This window comes from Pseudomonas sp. URIL14HWK12:I5 (assembly GCF_900176445.1).
GTDB lineage: Bacteria > Pseudomonadota > Gammaproteobacteria > Pseudomonadales > Pseudomonadaceae > Aquipseudomonas > Aquipseudomonas monteilii.
This window is the reverse complement of the sequence record NZ_FWXQ01000001.1, coordinates 909,895-927,060: the sequence shown is the minus strand read 5'-3', so window position 1 is coordinate 927,060 and position 17,166 is coordinate 909,895. Positions and strand designations below refer to the sequence as shown.

The window sequence follows — 17,166 nt, the reverse complement described above, 5'->3', positions numbered from 1 at the left end:
CGAATTCCAGATACGCCAACGCGGGAGCAAGCCCCCGCGCGGCGACATCCTACCAGCTCACCGCCAAACGGCGGTGAACTGGCCGACAACATGCAGGGATTACTGCTTGTTGTTGTCTTTCACTTCCTCGAACTCGGCGTCAACCACGTCATCGTGCTTGACTTCCGGCTCGGCCTGCTGCGCGCCACCCTGAGGCTGTTCAGCCGACTGCTCGGCGTACATCTTCTGGGCAACCGGGGCAGAGACCTTGGACAGCTCTTCAACCTTGGCATCGATTGCGGCCTTGTCGTCGCCTTTGACAGCGGCTTCCAGGGCAACAACGGCAGCCTCGATGGCGGTTTTCTCTTCAGCGGTAACCTTGTCACCTGCGTCAGCGACCATCTTGCGGGTCGAGTGAACCAGCGCATCACCCTGGTTACGGGCAGCGGCCAGCTCTTCGAACTTGCGGTCTTCCTCGGCGTTAGCCTCGGCGTCACGCACCATGCGCTCGATTTCTTCGTCCGACAGGCCGGAGTTGGCCTTGATCACGATCGACTGCGACTTGCCGGTGGCCTTGTCTTTGGCGCTGACATGCAGGATGCCGTTGGCGTCGATGTCGAAGGTAACTTCGATTTGCGGCACGCCACGCGGAGCTGGCGGAATGTCAGCCAGGTCGAACTTGCCCAGCGACTTGTTCTGCGCAGCCTGCTTACGCTCGCCTTGCAGCACGTGAATGGTCACGGCGCCCTGGTTGTCGTCGGCAGTCGAGAACACCTGCGACTTCTTGGTCGGGATGGTGGTGTTCTTCTCGATCAGCGAAGTCATCACGCCACCCATGGTCTCGATGCCCAGGGTCAGCGGGCTGACGTCCAGCAGCAGTACGTCTTTCACGTCACCGGCCAGAACGGCGCCCTGGATGGCAGCACCCATGGCAACGGCTTCGTCCGGGTTGACGTCCTTGCGCGCTTCTTTACCGAAGAAGTCAGCAACGGCTTTCTGCACCAGCGGCATACGGGTCTGGCCACCGACCAGGATCACGTCGTCGATCTTGCTGGCATCGATGCCAGCGTCTTTCAGGGCGATGCGGCAAGGCTCGATGGTACGGTTGACCAGGTCTTCGACCAGCGACTCCAGCTTGGCGCGGGAGATCTTCACGTTCAGGTGCTTCGGACCGGTGGCGTCTGCAGTGATGTACGGCAGGTTGACGTCGGTCGACTGGGCGGACGACAACTCGATCTTGGCCTTTTCAGCAGCTTCTTTCAGGCGCTGCAGGGCCAGCGGATCGTTCTTCAGGTCCATGCCGGACTCTTTCTTGAACTCGTCGACGAGGTAGTCGATCAGGCGCATGTCGAAGTCTTCACCACCCAGGAAGGTGTCACCGTTGGTGGCCAGTACTTCGAACTGGTGCTCACCGTCGACTTCGGCGATCTCGATGACCGACACGTCGAAGGTACCGCCACCCAGGTCATAAACGATGACGGTGTGGTCGCCCTTGGCCTTGTCCATGCCGTAGGCCAGCGCAGCGGCGGTCGGCTCGTTGATGATACGTTTTACGTCCAGACCAGCGATACGGCCGGCGTCTTTGGTGGCCTGACGCTGGCTGTCGTTGAAGTAGGCCGGAACGGTGATGACCGCTTCGGTGACTGGCTCGCCGAGGTAGTCTTCGGCGGTTTTCTTCATTTTTTTCAGGACTTCGGCGCTGATCTGCGGCGGTGCCATGTCCTTGCCGCTGGCCTGCACCCAAGCGTCGCCGTTGTTGGCCTTGACGATCTTGTACGGCACCAGCTTGATGTCTTTCTGCACGACGTCTTCTTCGAAGCGGCGGCCGATCAGGCGCTTCACTGCGAACAGGGTGTTGTGCGGGTTGGTGACGGCCTGGCGCTTGGCCGACTGGCCAACCAGGATTTCGCCGTCGTTGGCGTAGGCCACGATCGAAGGGGTGGTACGCGCACCCTCGGCGTTTTCGATGACCTTGACGTTACCGTTTTCCAGAACGGAGACGCACGAGTTGGTGGTCCCCAGGTCGATACCGATGATTTTGCCCATGTTAACTCTCCCGAAACTTGAATTTGGTAGCAGCGACTACTTTTGCCAACTGCGGTAATACTTGAAGGCTTGACACCTAAATGGGGATGCCCCGATGGATTTCAAGCCTTTTCATTGATCGAAGGTTGCGCCGCGCTCGGCGCCTTGCTGACCACCACCATGGCGGGGCGCAGCAGGCGGCCGTTCAGCAGGTAACCCTTCTGGAACACGTTCAGCACACTGTTCGGCTCGACCTCAGCGCTTTCCTGCATAGCCATGGCCTGGTGGTGCTCCGGGTTGAACGGCTCACCGTGCGGATCCACAACTTCGAGGTTGTAGCGCTTGAGGGTGTCCTGGAACATCTTGAGGGTCAGCTTGACGCCTTCGCGAATGGCTTTGACTTGCTCGTCTTCGTCATTGGAGTGCGCCAGGGCCAGCTCCAGGCTGTCAATTACCGGCAGCAGGTCGTTGGAGAACTTCTCCAGGGCAAACTTGTGGGCTTTTTCCACATCCTGCTCGGCGCGACGGCGCACGTTCTGCAAGTCGGCTACAGCGCGCAGCGACTGATCCTTGGCGGCGGCCAGCTGCTCCTCGAGTTCCAGAACACGGGCGTCCGCAGTGGTTTCTGCACCGGTTTCTTCAACGTTAAGGTCTTTTTCGTTCAGCTGTTCGTCAGCCATGGGGTCTCTCCTGCGCAATTTTGTGGACTGCGAGCCAGGCTCGCCTTGGATGTCGGCTATATGGGGTCGGAAAAACCAGCTTCAAGGGGCAAGGTGGTTTTCCGGGCAGCAACAGAATCTGCCAAGGAGCATTGGCAGGCCTGAAAAAAGTACTGTATAAATAACCAGATCTGACTTTCGGGAGCCGCCCCCATGCTGGTGCACCTGTCCATTCACAACTACGCCATCGTCGAGCACCTCGACCTCGAAATTGCCCGCGGCATGTCCGTCATCACCGGCGAGACCGGTGCGGGCAAATCGATCATGCTCGACGCCCTCGGCCTTGCCTTGGGCGACCGGGCCGACAGCGGCGTGGTGCGCCCCGGCACCGACAAGGCAGATATCCTCGCCACCTTCGACCTGGTGGACATTCCCGAGGCCCATGCCTGGCTGGCCGAACGCGACCTGGACAACGACGGCCTGTGCATCCTGCGTCGGGTCATCACCGCCGAAGGCCGCAGCCGCGGTTACATCAACGGCACACCCTGCCCGCTCGGCGACCTCAAGGCGCTGGGCGAACTGCTGATCGATATCCACAGCCAGCACGAACACCAGTCGCTGCTCAAGACCGATACTCACCGCCGCCTGCTCGACGAGTACGCTGGTGCCGTCGACCTGGCCCGCCAGGTGCAACTGGCGGCCAAGCGCTGGAACCAGACGCGCCTGGAGCTGGAACGGCTGTCCAACTCCGGCGATGAGCAGCGCGCCCGCCACCAGTTGCTGAGCTATCAACTGGAAGAGCTGGACAACCTTGGCCTGGGTGAACACGAACTGGAACATCTGGAGCAGGAGCACAAGAACCTGACCAGCGCCGAAGCGCTGTTCGGCATCTGCCGCCAGGTTATCGATCAGTGCAGCGAAAGCGATTCGGGCAACGTGCTGAGCGCCCTCACCTCCAGCCTCAACCGGCTGGGTGCAGCCACCCACTCACCCAAAGCCCTGGTTGAAGCGGCCAACCTGATTGCCAGCGCGCAGATCCAGGTAGAAGAAGCCGTGGGCGAGCTCAACCGCTTCCTCGACAACTTCGACGCCGACCCTATGCGCCTGCAAGCCTTGGAAGAGCGCCTCGACACCATCTATACGCTGGCGCGCAAACATCGCGTGCACCCCACCGAGCTGCCTCACCTGCAGCAGCAGTTGATGGAAGAGATCGAAGGCCTGAACGCCAGCGACGAGTCAATCGAGCGATTGGGCGAAGAGCTTGCCGCCTTCGCCCAGCACTATAAAGAGAAGGCTCGTGAACTCAGCAGCCTGCGCCAGCAAGCGGCGCAGCAGCTGGCAGGCGCAGTGGAGCAGGAAATCCAACGCCTGGGCATGCCTGGTGGGCGCTTCTGCATCGAACTGACGCCCAACGAAGGCGCAGATTTGTCGCCCCACGGTTTGGAGCAGATCGAGCTGCTGGTCAGCGCCAACCCCGGTCAACCGCTCAAAGGGCTGGCAAAGGTAGCCTCAGGCGGCGAACTGTCGCGTATCAGCCTGGCGATCCAGGTGATTACCGCGCAGACCTCGCGGATCCCCACCTTGGTGTTCGACGAAGTCGACGTGGGCATCGGCGGCCCCACTGCAGAAATCGTCGGGCAACTGCTGCGCCGCCTGGGCGAGCGCGGGCAAGTACTGACCGTGACCCACCTGCCTCAGGTGGCCGCGCAAGGGCATCACCACCTGTTCGTGCACAAGGTGCGCAACAGCGATACCACCCACACGGCCGTGGCCAGCCTAGGCAAGCGTGAGCGGGTCGAGGAAGTGGCGCGAATGCTAGGCGGCATCGACCTGACCAAGGAATCCCTGGCGCATGCGCGCAAGATGGTCGTTTCCTGCAAGGCTTAATGCTACCCGCGCTGGCCCTATCGCCGGCAGGCAAAACATGGTTCTGCCCAAGCCAGAAAGCACAAAGGCGACCCTAGGGTCGCCTTTGCCATTTATAACGATAAAAAATCGTTACTTCTTCTTACGCACATACAGGACCAGATTGTGGTCCACCAGCTCGTAGCCATGCTCGGCCACGATTTCGCGCTGGCGCTTCTCGATTTCGGCGTCCATGAACTCGATGACTTCACTGGTATCCACGTTCACCATGTGGTCGTGGTGACCGCCATCGGCCAACTCGAACACGGCGTGGCCGCCGTCGAAGTTGTGGCGAACCACCAGGCCAGCCGCTTCGAACTGGGTCAGTACGCGATAGACGGTGGCCAGGCCTACGTCCTCGCCTGCCTCCATCAGCGCCTTGTAGACATCTTCGGCGCTCATGTGACGCTGCTCGGTGGAATCGAGCATCTGAAGGATCTTGACTCGAGGCAGGGTCACCTTGAGACCGGCTTTGCGCAATTCGCTATTTTCAACCATGGTCAGCTTTCTCGCCGATGCTGCTTCGCAGCTTCTCTTAATACGGGTATGATCGGGGTTTACGTTGTCCAGCCAAGATAGTGGAAGTCGCCCACCGATGCAAAACACCAAGCTCTTGCTAAACAGCCTCGCCCTCGCGGGACTGCTCGCACTCGCCGGTTGCTCGTTTCCCGGGGTTTACAAAATCGACATCCAGCAGGGCAATGTCGTCACGCAAGACATGATAGACCAATTACGCCCCGGAATGACCCGACGGCAAGTAAGGTTTATCATGGGCAACCCGCTGATTCAGGACACCTTCAACACCAACCGTTGGGACTACCTGTACAGCCTGCAGCCAGGTGGCGGTAAGCGTCAGCAAGAACGCATGAGTGTGTTCTTCAACGAAAGCGACCAGCTGGTCAGCCTGTCTGGCGACTTCATGCCAGGCGTCAGCCGCGACCAGGAAATCCTCGGCGGAAGCAGCGACACCACGGTCAGCCCGGCCACCGAGCCAGGCCAGGCCGAACAGCCAGCCGCGCAACCTGTGGAAAAACCAGCCAAGCCTGGCTCGACCGAAGAATCCATCCAGCGCGAAATCGACACCATCGAGACCACCCCGGTACCGACCCCTGCACCGCTGGAAACCCGCTAATAGGGCCAGCAGGCACAAAAAAGCCCGGACGTGTTCCGGGCTTTTTGTTTTCGCCCGTTTCAATCAGGTATTCAGTTGCTTGGCGCGCTGGCAGAAAGCATCAACCAACGTGTTGGCCGCCTGGTTGAACAGTGGGCCCAACGTGGCGCGCACAATCGGCCCGGCATAGTCGAAGGACAGGTCGAGGCTGATCTTGCAGGCCTTTTCACCGAGCGGCTTGAACACCCACACACCATGCAGCTGGGTGAACGGCCCTTCTTCGAGGTTCATCTCGATCGACTGCCCCGGTACCAGCACGTTACGCGTGACGAAGTGCTGGCTCATGCCCCCCTTGGCCACTTCGAGCTTGGCGCGCATATGCGTTTCGCTGGCTTCCATTACCGTCGAGGCCGAGCACCACGGCAGAAACTCAGGGTAGCTGGCCACATCGTTGACCAGATCGTAGAGCGCCTGGGCGGGGTATGGCAGCAGGGCAGAGCGTTGAATATGGGTAGTCATCCAGGCGTCACTTCCAAGGCTGGGTGGCGACGCTTCGCAGCGTGCCGAAAACAGGTTCTGTGCGTATGACAGGGTTTGTATTGTCCGGTATTCATTCCAGTGGCTCAAGCACACCGAAATCCCATAGCGGACGACGCGCGGACTTGCCTATAATGCCGCCCCTATGGCTAAGCAAAAAAAACATCCGACCGGGACCATCGCGCAAAACAAGAAAGCGCGACACGATTACTTCATCGAACACAAGTTCGAGGCCGGGCTGGTCCTGTCCGGCTGGGAAGTAAAAAGCCTGCGCGCCGGCAAGGCACACCTGACAGACAGCTATGTGCTGCTCAAGGACGGTGAAGCCTGGCTGTTCGGCAGCCACATCACCCCGCTGACCACCGCCAGCACCCACGTCATCGCCGACCCCATCCGCACCCGCAAGCTGCTGCTGAACAAGCGCGAGCTGGAGCGCCTGGAGGCCGCCGTGGCGCAAAAAGGCTACACCTGCGTAGCCTTGGCGCTGTACTGGAGCAAGCACCTGATCAAGTGCGAAATCGCACTGGGCAAGGGTAAGAAGGAATTCGACAAGCGCGACACCATGCGCGAACGCGATTCCAACCGCGAGCTGCAGCGGGCTGTACGAAACAAGGGCAAGGAAGACTAGCTCTTCTTCAGCCTGTTCCGGCCTCTTCGCGGGTTTACCCGCGAAGAGGCCAGCACTGCCCATACAAATCTCAACGCCCGCTGCGCCGCTCCGCCCGCGCCACGCGCTGCGCTTCTTCGTGCGCCTCTTCCAGCACCTCCTGCACATACAAAATGTGCCGGCTGGACACCTCCCGCGCATCCTCCGCCCTGCCCTCGACAATCGCCAGGTACAGCTCCCGGTGCTGGCTGATCAGCATGTCCCGGGTCTCGGTGCGTTGCTGGTACATGCCACCAATGTTGGTCACCACGTTGCGCTTGAGCAGGTCGAACAGCCCTCGGATGGTATGCAGCAACACCGCGTTGTGGCTGGCCTCGGCAATCGCCAGGTGGAAGCTTGCATCGGCTGCGCCCTCTTCCGCACGGGTCACTTCATCGACCCGGGCATAGCAGTCCTGCAGTGCATCGAAGGCCGCCTTCAACCGCGCCCGATCCGGCTCGGTGGCACGCTGGGCAGCGTAATAGGCGCAGGACGCCTCCAACGTGTGGCGGAACTCAAGCAAATCACGCTGGGCCTCGGCACTGTGCTCTAGCAACTGCAGCAACGGGTCGCTGAAAGTGGACCCCAACGACTCGGCAACAAAATTGCCCCCGCCCTGCCGGCTGACCAGCAGCCCCTTGGCCACCAGTTTCTGGATCGCCTCACGCAGTGACGGGCGGGACACGCCGAACTGTTCGGCAAGGACGCGCTCGGCCGGCAGCCGCTGCCCCGAGGTCAGCGTACCTTCCAGAATCATCCCTTCCAGACGATCGACAATGTCGTCGGACAGGCGCCGTTGGCGGACCTGATCAAAAACCATCACATGCTCTCCACAAACCCCCGGCAAATTTCAGGGGGCGCCTATTCTCGCCGATCCAGGCCGCGCAAACACCCACCAAGTCGCGATTTTCCCAGCACATCAGGTGCCCGCTCATCGGCACGCGACCAAAGTTTTGCACGGGACAAATTGACACACCCATGACAGCGCTTTTAACCTAGCGCCCAGTCATTGTAAATTGGTCTTACCAATTATCCAATGCCAGTGCTGACCAACAACAATTAGGGGCCACCCCATATGCAAACCTGGCAACAACTCTATAGCCCGCTTGGTAGTCTTGGCCTGTCCGCATTGGCGGCGGTCATTCCCATCGTGTTCTTCTTCCTTGCCCTCGCCGTGTTCCGCCTTAAAGGCCACGTAGCCGGCAGCATCACCCTCGCGTTGTCGATCCTGGTGGCCATCTTCGCCTTCCAGATGCCTGTCGACATGGCTTTCGCCGCCGCGGGTTATGGCTTCCTCTATGGCCTCTGGCCAATTGCCTGGATCATCGTTGCGGCGGTGTTCCTGTACAAACTCACGGTCAAGAGCGGCCAGTTCGAAGTGATCCGCAGCTCGGTGCTGTCGATTACCGACGACCAGCGCCTGCAAGTGCTGCTGATCGGCTTCTGCTTCGGTGCCTTCCTGGAAGGTGCGGCAGGCTTTGGTGCACCGGTGGCAATCACTGCCGCGCTGCTGGTGGGCCTGGGCTTCAATCCGCTGTACGCCGCCGGCCTGTGCCTGATCGCCAACACCGCACCGGTAGCCTTTGGCGCCCTGGGCATCCCGATCATCGTGGCCGGCCAGGTGACGGGCATCGACGCCTTCCACATCGGCGCCATGACCGGCCGCCAGCTGCCGCTGCTGTCGCTGTTCGTACCGTTCTGGCTGGTGTTCATGATGGACGGCCTGCGTGGTGTGAAAGAAACCTGGCCTGCCGCCCTGGTCGCCGGCCTGAGCTTCGCCGTCACCCAGTACTTCACTTCGAACTTCATTGGCCCGGAACTGCCCGACATCACCTCGGCCCTGGCCAGCCTGATAGCCCTGACCCTGTTCCTGAAAGTGTGGCAGCCCAAGCGTTCGTTCAGCGAAGCCAAAGGCAGCGTCGGCGCAGCGGTTGTGCAGCCAAGCGGCAGCCAGCCTAGCCCGTACAGCTTTGGCGAGATCTTCAAGGCCTGGTCGCCGTTCCTGATCCTCACCGTGCTGGTCACCATCTGGACCCTGAAGCCGTTCAAGGCAGCGTTCGCCCCGGGCGGCGCGATGTACAACTTCGTGTTCAACTTCGCCATCCCGCACCTCGACCAGCTGGTGATCAAGACCGCACCGATCGTTGCCGCGCCAACCGCCATGCCAGCGGTATTCAAGCTCGACCCGATCTCCGCCACCGGCACCGCGATCTTCCTCTCGGCGCTGATTTCCATGGCGGTGCTGAAGATCAACTTCAAAACTGGTCTGACCACTTTCAAAGAGACCTTCTGGGAGCTGCGCTGGCCTATCCTGTCGATTGGCATGGTGCTGGCCTTCGCGTTCGTCACCAACTACTCGGGCATGTCTTCGACCATGGCCCTGGTACTGGCCGGCACCGGCGCCGCGTTCCCGTTCTTCTCGCCGTTCCTCGGCTGGCTGGGCGTGTTCCTGACCGGTTCCGACACGTCGTCCAACGCCCTGTTCAGCTCGCTGCAGGCCACTACCGCGCACCAGATCGGGGTGAACGACACCCTGCTGGTAGCCGCCAACACCAGCGGCGGCGTGACCGGGAAGATGATCTCGCCGCAATCGATCGCCGTGGCCTGCGCCGCCACCGGCCTGGTGGGCAAGGAGTCCGACCTGTTCCGCTTCACCGTCAAGCACAGCCTGTTCTTCGCCACCATCGTCGGCCTGATCACCCTGATCCAGGCTTACTGGCTGACCGGCATGCTGGTTCATCACTAAAGTGAAAGGGGCCGGGCGCCATGGCGCGCCCGGCACTCCCCACAAGCAACGCTGCGAGAATCCATGATCATTTCTGCCTCTACCGACTATCGCGCCGCGGCCCAACGCAAGCTGCCTCCTTTCCTGTTCCACTATGCCGACGGCGGCGCCTACGCCGAGCACACCCTGCGCCACAACGTGTCGGACCTGGCCGGCATTGCCCTGCGCCAGCGCGTGCTGAACAACATGTCCGAGCTCAGCCTTGAGACCAAACTGTTCGACGAAACCCTGAGCATGCCCGTGGCGCTGGCCCCGGTCGGCCTCACTGGCATGTACGCCCGGCGTGGCGAGGTGCAGGCAGCCCGCGCGGCTGCGGCCCACGGCATCCCGTTCACCCTGTCTACGGTGTCGGTGTGCCCGATCGAAGAAGTGGCCCCGGCCATCGACCGGCCGATGTGGTTCCAGCTGTACGTGCTGAAAGACCGCGGCTTCATGCGCAACGCGCTGGAGCGGGCCAAGGCGGCCGGGGTCAAGACCTTGGTGTTCACCGTCGACATGCCCGTACCCGGCGCCCGCTACCGCGACGCGCATTCCGGCATGAGCGGCAAGAACGGCCCACTGCGCCGCGTGCTGCAGGCCATGACCCACCCTGAATGGGCGTGGGACGTCGGCGTGATGGGCCGCCCGCATGACCTGGGCAACATCTCCAAGTACCGTGGCAACCCCACCGGCCTTGCCGACTACATCGGCTGGCTGGGCAACAACTTCGACCCGTCCATCTCCTGGAAAGACCTGGAGTGGATCCGCGAGTACTGGGACGGCCCGATGATCATCAAAGGCATCCTCGACGCCGATGACGCCCGCGATGCGGTCAAGTTCGGCGCCGACGGTATAGTGGTGTCCAACCACGGCGGCCGCCAGCTCGATGGCGTGCTGTCCAGTGCCCGCGCCCTGCCGGCGATTGCCGACGCGGTCAAAGGCGACCTGAAGATTCTCGCCGACTCCGGCATCCGCAGCGGCCTCGACGTGGTGCGCATGATCGCCCTGGGCGCCGACACTGTACTGATCGGCCGCGCCTTCCTCTACGCCTTGGCCGTGCATGGCCAGGCCGGGGTGAAAAACCTGCTGGAGCTGTTCGAGAAGGAAATGCGCGTGGCCATGGTGCTGACCGGCGCCAAGTCGATCAGCGAGATCACCCGCGACTCGCTGGTACGCGAACTGGGCGCCTGACCGCCTGCAAGAACGACCGCCTGATTGACCCGGGGCATGTGGCGCACAGACGCCACGGCCCCGCGAGGAGACTGCATGAGCTTGCCCGCTGCGTTCCTGCGTGATGCCGAGCGCCTGATACCCGCCGAACGCCGCTTCGACGACCCCACTTCCACCCTGGCCTTTGGCACCGACGCCAGCTTCTACCGGCTGATCCCCAAGCTGGTGGTGCGTGTCGAGTCCGAAGACGAAGTGGTCGGCCTGATCAAACTGGCCCAGCGCGAGCGGGTGCCGGTCACCTTCCGCGCCGCTGGCACCAGCCTGTCTGGCCAGGCCATCACCGACTCGGTGCTGATCGTGCTTGGCGATAGCTGGGGGGGTAAAGAAATTCGCGGCCAGGGCGAGCAGATCCGCCTGCAGCCCGGCGTCATCGGCGCCCAGGCCAACGCCTGGCTGGCCCCCTTCGGGCGCAAGATCGGCCCGGACCCTGCCTCGATCAACGCCTGCAAGATCGGCGGCATCGTCGCCAACAACGCCAGCGGCATGTGCTGCGGCACCGCGCAAAACACCTACCACACCCTGGCCGGCCTGCGCCTGGTGCTGGCCGACGGGACCCGCCTGGACAGCGAAGACCCGGCCAGCGTGGCCGCCTTTGAACGCAGCCATGCCGACCTGCTGGAGGCGCTGGCCCGCCTGGGCCGCGAAACCCGCGCCAACACGGCACTGGCTGAGCGCATTCGGCACAAATACCGGCTGAAGAACACCACCGGCCTGTCGCTGAACGCACTGGTGGACTTCGACCAGCCGCTGGACATCCTGCAACACCTGCTGGTGGGTTCCGAAGGCACTCTGGGCTTTATCAGCGCCGTCACCTACGACACCGTGCCCGACCACCCGCACAAGGCCAGTGCCCTGCTGGTGTTCCCCAGTGTCGAAAGCTGCTGCCGCGCGGTCACCGTGCTCAAGCGCCAGCCGGTTTCCGCTGTGGAACTGCTCGACCGCCGCAGCCTGCGCTCGGTGCAGAACATGCCCGGCATGCCGCTGTGGGTAAAAGGCCTGTCGGACAACGCCTGCGCCCTGCTGATCGAGTCCCGCGCCGCCAGCCAGAGCCTGCTGCATGAGCAACTGCAACAGGTGATGGCCTCCATCGCCGATTTCCCGCTGGAACAACAGGTGGACTTCAGCGAAGACCCGGCCGTGTACAACCAGCTGTGGAAAATCCGCAAGGACACCTTCCCCGCTGTCGGCGCCGTGCGCCAGACCGGCACCACGGTCATCATCGAAGACGTGACCTTCCCCATTGAGCAGCTGGCCGAAGGCGTCAACCGCCTGATCCAGCTGTTCGACAAGCACCGCTATGACGAAGCGATCATTTTCGGCCACGCGCTGGAAGGCAACCTGCACTTCGTCTTCACCCAGGGCTTCAACAGCGCCGAGGAAGTCGCCCGTTACCAGGCCTTCATGGACGACGTGGCGCAACTGGTGGCCGTGGAGTTCGGCGGCTCGCTGAAGGCCGAACACGGTACCGGGCGCAACATGGCGCCGTTCGTAGAGCTGGAATGGGGCCATGACGCCTACCAGCTGATGTGGACGCTAAAGCGCCTGCTCGATCCCAATGGCATCCTCAACCCCGACGTGGTGCTGAGTGAAGACCCGGACATCCACCTGAAAAACCTCAAGCCGCTGCCTGCCGCCGACGAAATCGTCGACAAGTGCATCGAGTGCGGCTTCTGCGAACCGGTGTGCCCGTCCAAAGGCCTGACCCTCAGCCCGCGCCAGCGCATCGTCATGTGGCGTGACATTCAGGCCAAGCAGCGCGCCGGCATCGACACCCGCGAACTGATGCAAACCTACCAGTACCAAGGCATCGACACCTGCGCCGCCACCGGCCTGTGCGCCCAGCGCTGCCCGGTGGGCATCAATACCGGCGAACTGGTGAAAAAACTGCGCAGCCAAGCTGCCGACCACGGCAAGACCGCCGACTGGCTGGCCGATCACTTCCACACCGCACTGGGCGGCGCCCGCCTGACCCTGACCGCCGCCAACACCGCACGCAAGCTGCTCGGCGCCCCCCGCCTGAGCCGCCTGACCGCCTCGTTGAGCAAAGCCAGCAAAGGCCGCCTGCCCCAGTGGACGCCCGCGATGCCACAGCCGCTGCGCCCGCTGGACTTCGGCCCGGCCAGCAACGACGCCCGCCCCCGCGTGGTGTACCTGGCCGCCTGTGTTTCACGGGTGATGGGCCCGGCCTATGCCGACCGCGAGCAAAGTTCGCTGCTGGACAAAACCCGCGCCCTGCTGGAAAAGGCCGGCTACCAGGTGGTGTTCCCCGACAACGCCGACAGCCTGTGCTGCGGCCAGCCCTTCGCCTCCAAGGGCTACCCCGAACAGGCCGAACACAAACGCCAGGAACTGATCACCGCCCTGCTGCACGCCAGCCGCGGCGGCCTTGACCCGATCTACTGCGACACCAGCCCCTGCACCCTGCGCCTGGTGCAAGACCTGGGCGAAACACGGCTGGACCTGTACGACCCCGTGCGCTTCATCCGCACCCACCTGCTCGACCGCCTGGAGTTCACCCCCCAGGACGAGCCGGTGGCTGTACACGTGACGTGCAGCACCCAGCACCTGGGTGAGAGCCAGGCCTTGATCGACCTTGCGCGACGTTGCAGCAAACAGGTGGTGATCCCGGAAGGCATTCATTGCTGCGGCTTTGCCGGCGACAAAGGCTTCACCACCCCCGAGCTCAATGCCCACTCGCTGCGCAGCCTGAAGGATGCGGTGCAGTATTGCAGCGAAGGCATCTCCACCAGCCGCACCTGCGAGATTGGCCTGTCGAGCCACAGCGGCATCGACTATCACGGCCTGGTCTACCTGGTAGACCGCGTTACCCGGCCGCGCAGCATTTAGGCTGGAGGGGGTCGCCGTTAGGTTTGCGGCGCCGGTGAGACCGAGCGCCGCCCGCGCGGCGCATCGCGAGCTGCGCTCGCTCCTACCTTTGTTTAGGGCCAATCCTGCCTGTGGCATTTGCACACGAACGCCTTGGCGCATGGCTGGATATCGCGCCGTACAAACAAGGCGGTCGCGCGAGCCTGTCGCAGGCATAACTGGCCCGAAACAAACGTAGGAGCGAGCACAGCTCGCGATGCGCCGCGCGGGCGGCGCTCGGTCTACCAGGCGCTATAGCAACAAAGGCGAGCACCAGCAGCCCCGATCCCGATTGAACCCCCGCCAATCCCCCACAGTCCACCTTACAGGCCCACCTTCCAGAGGCCCCAGAGGAGACACCCATGAAAGGTACCGCGCTTTCGGCCCTGTTCGCGGCCGCCACCCTACTGGCTTCGCCTGTGTTTGCCGCCGAAGACCTCTGCACCACCAACCTGCAAAAGATCGACGACAGCATGGCCACCGCCGGCGCCACCTCCGAAGGCCTGGACAAGGCCATCACCGAGCACGTCGACAAAGCCAAGGCCGCCCAGGCCTCCGGCGACACCAAGGAATGCATCGCCATCACCAGCAAAGTGCTGGAGCGCCTGGAAAAAACCGAGAAAGGCAGCGGCACCGGCAGCGGTGGTGCGTGACCCCGAACGCGGGCGACAGGACCGGCTGTCGACGTCGCCCGCGCAATGGCGTATACTCCACCTCACGTGCCGTAAGGTGCGTTAGCCAAGAGCTAGTGTGGGGCCGATTAGGATTCGACGCCGGTAGCGAAACTCTAGGTGCATGCCGAGTTGGTAACAGAACTCGTAAATCCACTGTTGCAACTTTTATAGTTGCCAATGACGAAAACTACGGCGCGGAGTACAAGCTGGCTGCGTAAGCGGCCCTCTTGACCCGTTGCTTCTGGTAGCTTCGGCTCCAGCAATCACTAGGGGATGCCTGTAAACCCGAACTGATTGTCATACAGAACAGGATCGTCGCGTAGCACGTTGTGGGCGAAGTGACTAAAACTTACACAACTCATCCAAAGCACCCTGCCCGTCGGGCGGCTGCGGATTAAATCAGTAGACACGGCTAAGCATGTAGTACCGACAGCGGAGTACTGGCGGACGGGGGTTCAAATCCCCCCGGCTCCACCAAATGATCAATCAAAGACGTCCACGGACGTCTTTTTTTGTGCCTGGAAGCCAGTGAAATCAAGGGTTTACTGCTCTTTTGAGGGCCACAACGGTTTTTTGAGTTCCAGCCGTCCCGGTATTCCCGGTGGTATTCCAGCCTACCTGGGGCTAATCTTGGGAATACCAAAAGGTGTCATGGAGCCTCTCCCATGTGCGCTCAAACAGCTCGTCTCTCCGACCGCCAACTCAAGGCGGTCAAGCCCAAAGACAAGGACTATGTCCTCACGGATGGCGACGGCCTCCAGCTCCGAGTCCGGGTAAACCGCTCGATGCAGTGGAATTTCAACTACAGGCATCCGGTCACCAAGAATCGAATCAACATGGCGCTCGGCTCCTATCCCGAGGTCTCTCTGGCGCAAGCTCGGCGAAAAGCGGTTGAAGCTAGGGAAGTACTTGCCCAGGGGATCGACCCCAAAGCTCAGCGCAATGATCTCGCGCAGGCCAAACTAGCCGAGACAGAACATACGTTCGAGAAAGTAGCTAGCGCCTGGTTCGAGTTGAAAAAGGACTCGGTCACGCCGGCCTATGCTGAGGACATCTGGCGCTCACTCACGCTGCACGTTTTTCCGAGCATGAAATCGACTCCAATCTCGGAAGTCAGTGCACCGATGGTGATCAAGATCCTTCGCCCTATCGAATCCAAAGGCAGCTTGGAAACGGTGAAGCGGCTTAGCCAGCGCCTCAACGAGATCATGACCTACGGGGTCAATTCAGGAATGATCTTCGCGAACCCGCTCAGCGGGATTCGGGCGGTGTTCAAGAAACCGAAGAAAGAAAATATGGCGGCGCTACCGCCCGAGGAGCTTCCTGAGCTCATGCTGGAAATAGCGAACGCCAGTATCAAGCGCACGACACGCTGCCTGATCGAGTGGCAGTTGCACACGATGACCCGCCCCGCGGAGGCGGCAACTACTCGCTGGGTAGACATCGACTTTGAAAGGCGAGTCTGGACTATCCCGCCGGAGCGGATGAAGAAGCGCCGCCCGCACAGCATCCCGTTGAGCGATCAAGCCATGTCATTGCTGGAGATACTGAAGTCCCACAGTGGTCATCGAGAATACGTCTTCCCGGCAGACCGAAACCCTCGTACTCATGCCAATAGCCAGACCGCCAACATGGCGTTGAAACGCATGGGCTTCCAGGACCGCCTGGTCAGCCACGGCATGCGCTCAATGGCCAGCACCATATTGAATGAACATGGGTGGGACCCGGAGCTCATCGAAGTGGCGTTGGCGCACGTCGACAAGGATGAGGTACGCAGTGCCTACAACCGAGCCGACTACATCGAGCGACGGCGGCCGATGATGGCTTGGTGGAGCGAGTACATTCTGAAGGCGTCGACGGGCAATCTCTCGGCCAGCGCGATGAATGTGGCTAGGGATCGGAACGTAGTACCCATCCGATAGGGCGGCGACAACGGCGACACTGGCGACAGACCGCGTGCAATCTACATCCTTGCCGTCTGAGCGGATGGCGACAGTCGCCAACTCGCCTCGATTTTGGCTTCTCCGGCTAAGCCCGTGAGCATGGGGAGGCTTCGCATCCCCATGCTCACGGGCTAACACTAGAAAAGCGACAAACGGCCACTTTGCCACTGACACCCACCGACTTCCAAAGCACGCCAAAGGAGGAATCTGGCGCATTTCCATGTGCCCATCACCAATTGACCCGTGCCGCGGTGACCGATAGAACGAAGATTCAAAGCGCTGCCTTAGGCAGCACCCCAGATGACCAGAGCCTTCAAGGTCATGCCGCTAACCCGGTGGTTCATCCCAAAGTGCGATTCGCGCCCGGAGGCTCGCACGGTCATTCGCAAGAATGATGGACGCCCTCTAAACAATCCGCCTAGTGCGGCTGCCCGCTAACCCTTTAGCCCTGCAGCAACGAACCTGCTCGGCCGACGTTTTGCGCCAACCGTTCGCCCGTCTCTTTTTCCAGAAAAGAGACGGGCGCTCCTACCACTGCTGCAGCCCTCATCGCACATGGCTTTGCGGCAATTCCCCTCGTGACAATCGGCGTGACAAACACCGATGTCACCAGCAACAGCGCTGTAGATGATGGTGCCGCAGACCAGGGAATGGACTGCACCTGACTGACATTCAGGCATGCCCCGGTCATCGCAGTGCTGCTTGCAACTGGCTCAGGATCTCGCGGCACTGGTCTCGTCAGCCAATGCAGCCTCCACCCGCCCACCGGTAACGGTGTTCAGGAGGCCAGATCATGAGATGCCCTTGCTCCTGGTCGTAAGGAGCCGC

The 17,166-nt window shown here is 61.7% G+C and carries 13 protein-coding genes and 1 other RNA gene; 9 read left to right on the top strand and 5 right to left on the bottom strand.

All coding sequences use genetic code 11. The features are described 5' to 3' along the window. Window positions 1-99: 99 nt before the first annotated feature. Both dnaK and grpE read right to left on the bottom strand, forming a co-directional pair. On the bottom strand, window positions 100-2,025 hold the full coding sequence (dnaK, locus tag B9A31_RS04290; protein WP_025754266.1) for a molecular chaperone DnaK: 1,926 nt from the start codon (window positions 2,023-2,025) through the stop codon (window positions 100-102). A 101-nt stretch (window positions 2,026-2,126) separates the two neighbouring features. After that, the gene (gene grpE / locus B9A31_RS04285) at window positions 2,127-2,684 is read right to left on the bottom strand and encodes a nucleotide exchange factor GrpE (protein ID WP_019098161.1); all 558 of its coding nucleotides are present in this window, start codon (window positions 2,682-2,684) and stop codon (window positions 2,127-2,129) included. 192 nt (window positions 2,685-2,876) lie between these two features. On the opposite strand from grpE, the gene recN reads away from it, so the two are divergent. After that, a complete protein-coding gene (gene recN, locus B9A31_RS04280; RefSeq protein ID WP_084296685.1) occupies window positions 2,877-4,550 on the top strand; it encodes a DNA repair protein RecN in 1,674 nt (557 codons plus the stop codon). 111 nt (window positions 4,551-4,661) lie between these two features. Here recN and fur read toward each other — a convergent pair whose 3' ends face one another. Beyond that, window positions 4,662-5,066, bottom strand: coding sequence for a ferric iron uptake transcriptional regulator (gene fur, locus B9A31_RS04275; protein WP_012274258.1), 405 nt, complete (start codon window positions 5,064-5,066; stop codon window positions 4,662-4,664). Window positions 5,067-5,163: 97 nt separating this feature from the next. Here fur and B9A31_RS04270 point away from each other — a divergent pair, with 97 nt between their 5' ends. Next, a complete protein-coding gene (locus tag B9A31_RS04270) occupies window positions 5,164-5,700 on the top strand; it encodes an outer membrane protein assembly factor BamE (RefSeq protein WP_025754268.1) in 537 nt (178 codons plus the stop codon). 63 nt (window positions 5,701-5,763) lie between these two features. Here B9A31_RS04270 and B9A31_RS04265 read toward each other — a convergent pair whose 3' ends face one another. Further along, window positions 5,764-6,198 (bottom strand): type II toxin-antitoxin system RatA family toxin, encoded by a 435-nt coding sequence (locus B9A31_RS04265; protein ID WP_084296684.1) that lies wholly within the window; start codon window positions 6,196-6,198, stop codon window positions 5,764-5,766. Window positions 6,199-6,361: 163 nt separating this feature from the next. Between B9A31_RS04265 and smpB the strand changes: the two genes are divergently transcribed. Then, window positions 6,362-6,844, top strand: a complete 483-nt coding sequence (gene smpB, locus B9A31_RS04260) for an SsrA-binding protein SmpB (protein ID WP_012274261.1) — start codon at window positions 6,362-6,364, stop codon at window positions 6,842-6,844. 70 nt (window positions 6,845-6,914) lie between these two features. Here smpB and B9A31_RS04255 read toward each other — a convergent pair whose 3' ends face one another. Further along, on the bottom strand, window positions 6,915-7,682 hold the full coding sequence (locus B9A31_RS04255; protein WP_019098164.1) for an FCD domain-containing protein: 768 nt from the start codon (window positions 7,680-7,682) through the stop codon (window positions 6,915-6,917). A 255-nt stretch (window positions 7,683-7,937) separates the two neighbouring features. Between B9A31_RS04255 and B9A31_RS04250 the strand changes: the two genes are divergently transcribed. The 6 genes from B9A31_RS04250 (at window position 7,938) to B9A31_RS04225 (ending at window position 16,317) form a co-directional block, all read left to right on the top strand. Continuing rightward, a complete protein-coding gene (locus B9A31_RS04250; protein ID WP_019098165.1) occupies window positions 7,938-9,608 on the top strand; it encodes a lactate permease LctP family transporter in 1,671 nt (556 codons plus the stop codon). Between the two features lie 63 nt (window positions 9,609-9,671). Further along, entirely contained in the window at window positions 9,672-10,817 is a 1,146-nt protein-coding gene (lldD, locus tag B9A31_RS04245) for an FMN-dependent L-lactate dehydrogenase LldD (protein WP_025754269.1), read from the top strand. 75 nt (window positions 10,818-10,892) lie between these two features. Continuing rightward, window positions 10,893-13,703, top strand: a complete 2,811-nt coding sequence (locus B9A31_RS04240; RefSeq protein ID WP_025754270.1) for an FAD-binding and (Fe-S)-binding domain-containing protein — start codon at window positions 10,893-10,895, stop codon at window positions 13,701-13,703. Window positions 13,704-14,083: 380 nt separating this feature from the next. Continuing rightward, entirely contained in the window at window positions 14,084-14,374 is a 291-nt protein-coding gene (locus B9A31_RS04235) for a hypothetical protein (RefSeq protein ID WP_012274266.1), read from the top strand. A 99-nt stretch (window positions 14,375-14,473) separates the two neighbouring features. Then, window positions 14,474-14,872: a transfer-messenger RNA gene (gene ssrA, locus B9A31_RS04230) on the top strand. A gap of 188 nt (window positions 14,873-15,060) precedes the next feature. After that, window positions 15,061-16,317, top strand: a complete 1,257-nt coding sequence (locus B9A31_RS04225) for an integrase domain-containing protein (RefSeq protein WP_084296683.1) — start codon at window positions 15,061-15,063, stop codon at window positions 16,315-16,317. The last annotated feature ends 849 nt before the right edge of the window (window positions 16,318-17,166 follow it).

What these genes read in the sequence shown, in the direction of transcription:
- dnaK (WP_025754266.1), bottom strand. Translation starts at nt 2,025, where the DNA reads ATGGGCAAAATCATCGGTATCGACCTGGGGACCACCAACTCGTGCGTC.
- grpE (WP_019098161.1), bottom strand. Translation starts at nt 2,684, where the DNA reads ATGGCTGACGAACAGCTGAACGAAAAAGACCTTAACGTTGAAGAAACC.
- recN (WP_084296685.1), top strand. Translation starts at nt 2,877, where the DNA reads ATGCTGGTGCACCTGTCCATTCACAACTACGCCATCGTCGAGCACCTC.
- fur (WP_012274258.1), bottom strand. Translation starts at nt 5,066, where the DNA reads ATGGTTGAAAATAGCGAATTGCGCAAAGCCGGTCTCAAGGTGACCCTG.
- B9A31_RS04270 (WP_025754268.1), top strand. Translation starts at nt 5,164, where the DNA reads ATGCAAAACACCAAGCTCTTGCTAAACAGCCTCGCCCTCGCGGGACTG.
- B9A31_RS04265 (WP_084296684.1), bottom strand. Translation starts at nt 6,198, where the DNA reads ATGACTACCCATATTCAACGCTCTGCCCTGCTGCCATACCCCGCCCAG.
- smpB (WP_012274261.1), top strand. Translation starts at nt 6,362, where the DNA reads ATGGCTAAGCAAAAAAAACATCCGACCGGGACCATCGCGCAAAACAAG.
- B9A31_RS04255 (WP_019098164.1), bottom strand. Translation starts at nt 7,682, where the DNA reads ATGGTTTTTGATCAGGTCCGCCAACGGCGCCTGTCCGACGACATTGTC.
- B9A31_RS04250 (WP_019098165.1), top strand. Translation starts at nt 7,938, where the DNA reads ATGCAAACCTGGCAACAACTCTATAGCCCGCTTGGTAGTCTTGGCCTG.
- lldD (WP_025754269.1), top strand. Translation starts at nt 9,672, where the DNA reads ATGATCATTTCTGCCTCTACCGACTATCGCGCCGCGGCCCAACGCAAG.
- B9A31_RS04240 (WP_025754270.1), top strand. Translation starts at nt 10,893, where the DNA reads ATGAGCTTGCCCGCTGCGTTCCTGCGTGATGCCGAGCGCCTGATACCC.
- B9A31_RS04235 (WP_012274266.1), top strand. Translation starts at nt 14,084, where the DNA reads ATGAAAGGTACCGCGCTTTCGGCCCTGTTCGCGGCCGCCACCCTACTG.
- B9A31_RS04225 (WP_084296683.1), top strand. Translation starts at nt 15,061, where the DNA reads ATGTGCGCTCAAACAGCTCGTCTCTCCGACCGCCAACTCAAGGCGGTC.